Genomic DNA, 3845 nt, shown 5'->3' on the forward strand with positions numbered 1-3845 from the left:
ATTCTCGTCGATGGCATCGGCGGCGGTCGTGTTCGCATCGCCGGTGAACAGCCAATGGATTTCCTTGTCCAGGTCGTCGGTCATCGTCTTATGCAGCAGTGTGCCGTTGGCACCCACACCGGCGGCAATGCCCAGGACTACCGCCACCTTGCCGGCCTTGATCATGGTCGCCATCGCCGATTCGCGCAGTTGACCACTGGCGATGCGATAGCCAAGCAACATCACCCAGAAGGTGCTGGCCGTCAGCGCGATCACGCTCACCCACTGCATCGCGCGCGCCATCGTATGCAGGAGCGCTCCATCGGTGCGTTTTGGTCGTTGCAAGCGACCGACCACCGGCAGCATCAACGCTGTCATGTCATGCTATTCCCTGCATCATTGATCCCAGTCATCGCCCCAGCGATGGTCGCTGCTGGCTGCGCGCCATCTGCTGTTCCAACTGCTGTTGCTGAGCATACAGCTCATCGCCTAACTGGATCATCCGCTGCCCTTCGGGGGATTGCGAGAATTCAACGGCAATACGGTCAAGCGCATCGTTGTCGCCCANGGCGGATTGTTGTTGGGCGTGCATCACCGCCTGCGGTTGCGGCGACGTCGCCATGCTCGGCACAGGTTCGTTGTCGGGCACCTGCAATGGCACTCGCCATGCCTCCTGGATGGCTGTGCCATGTTCGTGCTTTGCATGAAGATGCTGCATCTGCTCGGGCCATGTGGGCGCGTCCATCGCACGGCGGCCTACACCTGGCGCTTCGGCGCCGCGCAGCACATCGACGGCATCGTTCATTGCACCCTGCACGCCACGCGCGCCCAGGGTCAAACCGGCGCGTAATGTCGCAACATCGTGTCGGTAGTGAGAGATCATCGGCTCGTGCTGCCGCGCTAAATCCTGCGCCGAGGAGTCTTGCAGTACCGAGTGGGCGTGCCGCCCCATGGCATCGACTGGCAGGAAGTTCTGGATCCCGTGCGCCGTCGTCATCAACTGCTCAGCCGCGCTCAACGGATTGTGCGTGTGTAATCCATGCGGATGATCGACATAACCCGCTTGCTGCAAGGTGGCGACATCTGCTGTCCTGGCATACACCCGCACCTGTCCGTAATGCTGACTGGCGGCACTGACCGGGTCGCCGGCTATCACATGATTGATAACAGTGTTGCCGCCTTCGGGGATGCGCCGGTCCAGACTCACCGCGCCGTAGGCGTTGAAAGTTTCTCCGTGTAAATCGAAATAATGTGCGGTGACCTGCGCCAGATTGCCGCCAAGGGAGTGACCGGTGACGGTGACAGATGGCGCTTTACCATCCTCGGCGATGTTTTTTGCATATTCCAACGCATGTTGGGTAAATGCAATTGCATCGGCAGCTTGTGCGTTGTGGCGGGTGAAAACCATGCCACCATCGGTGAAAAGACCATCCATCATCATCTGATGCTCAGACTCGGTGCCACGATGAGCGACGATGAGCTCGCCTGTCTCCATCCTCTGGTAGAGAATGCCTTGATAGCCTGATGCACAGTCTGCGTATTCGAGGCGTCTATAATACACGCCACCAATGTAGGTAGCCTTGCTATTTCCTCCAGTCTCTTTCGGCAGGTAATAAACGTCATTCGCAAGCGCGGCATATTGTTGGCTGGTCATACTCATTGACTTACCTTCTCCGTGGTCAGTGTAACTTTGAAAATTTCATGACGTGCCGCTTCATTGAAATCACTGGCATTCACTCGCCCACCATCTGGGAAATCTTCCATCTCCTCTCTTGGGTAACGCCCCTTCCAAAAATAGATGACCCGAGGGTCTCCTTTCTCAATATCGCTCTTGATTAGCCAGGGCTGGAAGCGCGTTTCCTCGCGTTTCCCGGTCGCACGCAGGGTAATGCCAACGCCGGTCAGCTCGAACCGGCAGACGCCCATGCCATAGTAGTCAGCATCGATCATGCCATCGGCATACAGTATTGCTATGTAAGTGGATTCATCGAGCTTATTGAATTGAAGCGGAATGTCAGCTTCATTGGGCTTTGTCGACATGCCTAAGAGATGGTTGTCAACCGGCGTACAGCCGTCGTGATTCATCATCTGATAGCCAGCAACACCCGAAATATAACCGAATGGCCCAGGCGCATCTTCGATTTTCATCGTAATGCGGTAAGCCTGGGCAGGATGCGGGTTTTTGCGATAGATGGGGTTGCCATCGGCATTCACTTGCGCCGCGCCTGTCTTGCCAGATGTGGCACTCATGGGATTGCATCCCGCCAGAAACAGGGCGAGCAGAAAAACCCCGTGCTTTCTGCACTCCATTCACATCACCAGATTGTGTCGCGTCGCCTGGCTGGCGACGCACACCAGATGCGCATCGAAAACCTCTCTTTCACCCATAGCACATCTATCCTTGATAGAGTTAGTGGATAAAATTCACTCTTTTCCCGGATTAAAATCTCTGGAATATTTGCTTGGTACAATCCGTATATCCAATCCTACATTCACTACCTGCATTTTTCTTCTCGCACTCTGTAACAGCTCTATTGCTTGTTTCCCCCAGAGAAGGGCCAGAAGCTGCAATTGTGACACTAGAGCCGATTTTAGCTGGCTCTGCGACTGCTACACATTGATTTTCATAGGCACTGATTACGTGACACTTATGCCCGCTCGAATTTTCGCATTTTTCTAGTGCATCATTCACAGCATCTGCTTTACTCAACTTCCCTGTTGATACACCGACATCATCAGCGCTGTCATAGGCAACAGCCCCCCAAGTCTTGAGCCATTCCCCTGAAGCTCTTGGCTGTTGAGGTTGTGGATTGTCTTGTGGGATCGGCGCACAACCAACTGCTCCCTGGCCGCCAATCGGATACTGTCCAGGGGGGCAGTTACCTTCTGTATTTACATCAATTGAAAAAATTAGCATGAAAAAAGCCATGCATTTCAAGTACTTCATAGGTCCACTCTCTTTTTAATGCTAACTTGCGATGACGTGCATTTGATATGATCAAATCATCGCACAGCACCCCATGAAGAAATAAATAGTTGCACACCTTTAAGAGTCGCTCTGCAAGCAGATCAAAATCTCTGAAATATCTGCTTAGTGCAGTCTGTATATGCAACACTACATTCACTTCCTGGATTTCTTCTCTGGCAGCTCATTATTGCCCTACTACTTATTTCATCAAGAGAAGGACCGGACTCGATGCTCCTGATGATATCACCCCTTCGATTTGGCTCAGCAACTGCTACGCATTGATTTTCATAAACATGGACAACGCTACATTTCTTCTTAGTTTCTCTCTCGCAGTTATTTATTGCATCATTCTCTGCATCTGCTTTTTTCAACTTCCCTGTTGATACACCAAAGTCATCACCATCATTTGCTGCAAGCGCCCCCCATGTCTTGAGCCATTTTCCTGCAGGCCTTGGCTGTTGAGGCTCTAGATTGTCTTGCGGAATTGGCGCGCAACCAACCGCTCCCTGGCCTCCAATCGGATATTGGCCAGGAGGACAATTACCTTCTGCATTAGCATCGAAGGACATCAGCAGGATTGCGCAAAAAATATAGACCATGCATCTCATGAGTGCATCCTTATAAGTCATTGACCAATATTAAATATATTAATTTAAATTAAACATCATCTCGATATTTTCCCGCCTGCCCACGTGAGCCGGCTGGCGGGGCGATGGAATGAGGAGATTCAGAGCCTATAAATCTGGCTGGTGCTTGCGATTTTCCTGACTGCTGGCCTGAAGCATTAGAAGTGTTTTCTCTCGCCTGCGCCGGCACATAAGACCCCGGCGGCTGCCCCTGCGGTCCTGGCGATCCAGAAGAGCCAGTTGGATTGAATACCGTGTAGGCCATAAAGTTG

The 3845-nt window shown here is 52.5% G+C and carries 4 protein-coding genes and 2 pseudogenes; all 6 read right to left on the bottom strand.

Annotated features, from left to right (window positions below):
* Positions 1-357 (bottom strand): annotated as a pseudogene (locus XALGPE39_RS07385) (type IV secretion system protein); the annotation flags it as partial.
* Positions 358-388: 31 nt separating this feature from the next.
* On the bottom strand, positions 389-1639 hold the full coding sequence (locus tag XALGPE39_RS07390) for a DUF6792 domain-containing protein (protein ID WP_045727625.1): 1251 nt from the start codon (positions 1637-1639) through the stop codon (positions 389-391).
* Positions 1636-2229 (bottom strand): hypothetical protein, encoded by a 594-nt coding sequence (locus XALGPE39_RS07395; RefSeq protein WP_082061943.1) that lies wholly within the window; start codon positions 2227-2229, stop codon positions 1636-1638. The genes XALGPE39_RS07390 and XALGPE39_RS07395 overlap by 4 nt, the downstream gene beginning before the upstream one ends.
* Positions 2230-2419: 190 nt before the next feature.
* Complete coding sequence (locus XALGPE39_RS15180) at positions 2420-2926, bottom strand: DUF4189 domain-containing protein (protein ID WP_082061849.1); 507 nt, start codon at positions 2924-2926, stop codon at positions 2420-2422.
* 122 nt (positions 2927-3048) lie between these two features.
* Positions 3049-3576, bottom strand: a complete 528-nt coding sequence (locus XALGPE39_RS15185) for a DUF4189 domain-containing protein (RefSeq protein ID WP_082061850.1) — start codon at positions 3574-3576, stop codon at positions 3049-3051.
* A 28-nt stretch (positions 3577-3604) separates the two neighbouring features.
* A pseudogene (locus XALGPE39_RS16425) lies at positions 3605-3845 on the bottom strand (Type IV secretion system protein virB6); the annotation flags it as partial.

Origin of the sequence: Xanthomonas sp. GPE 39 (genome assembly GCF_000963005.1) — a bacterium.
GTDB lineage: Bacteria > Pseudomonadota > Gammaproteobacteria > Xanthomonadales > Xanthomonadaceae > Xanthomonas_A.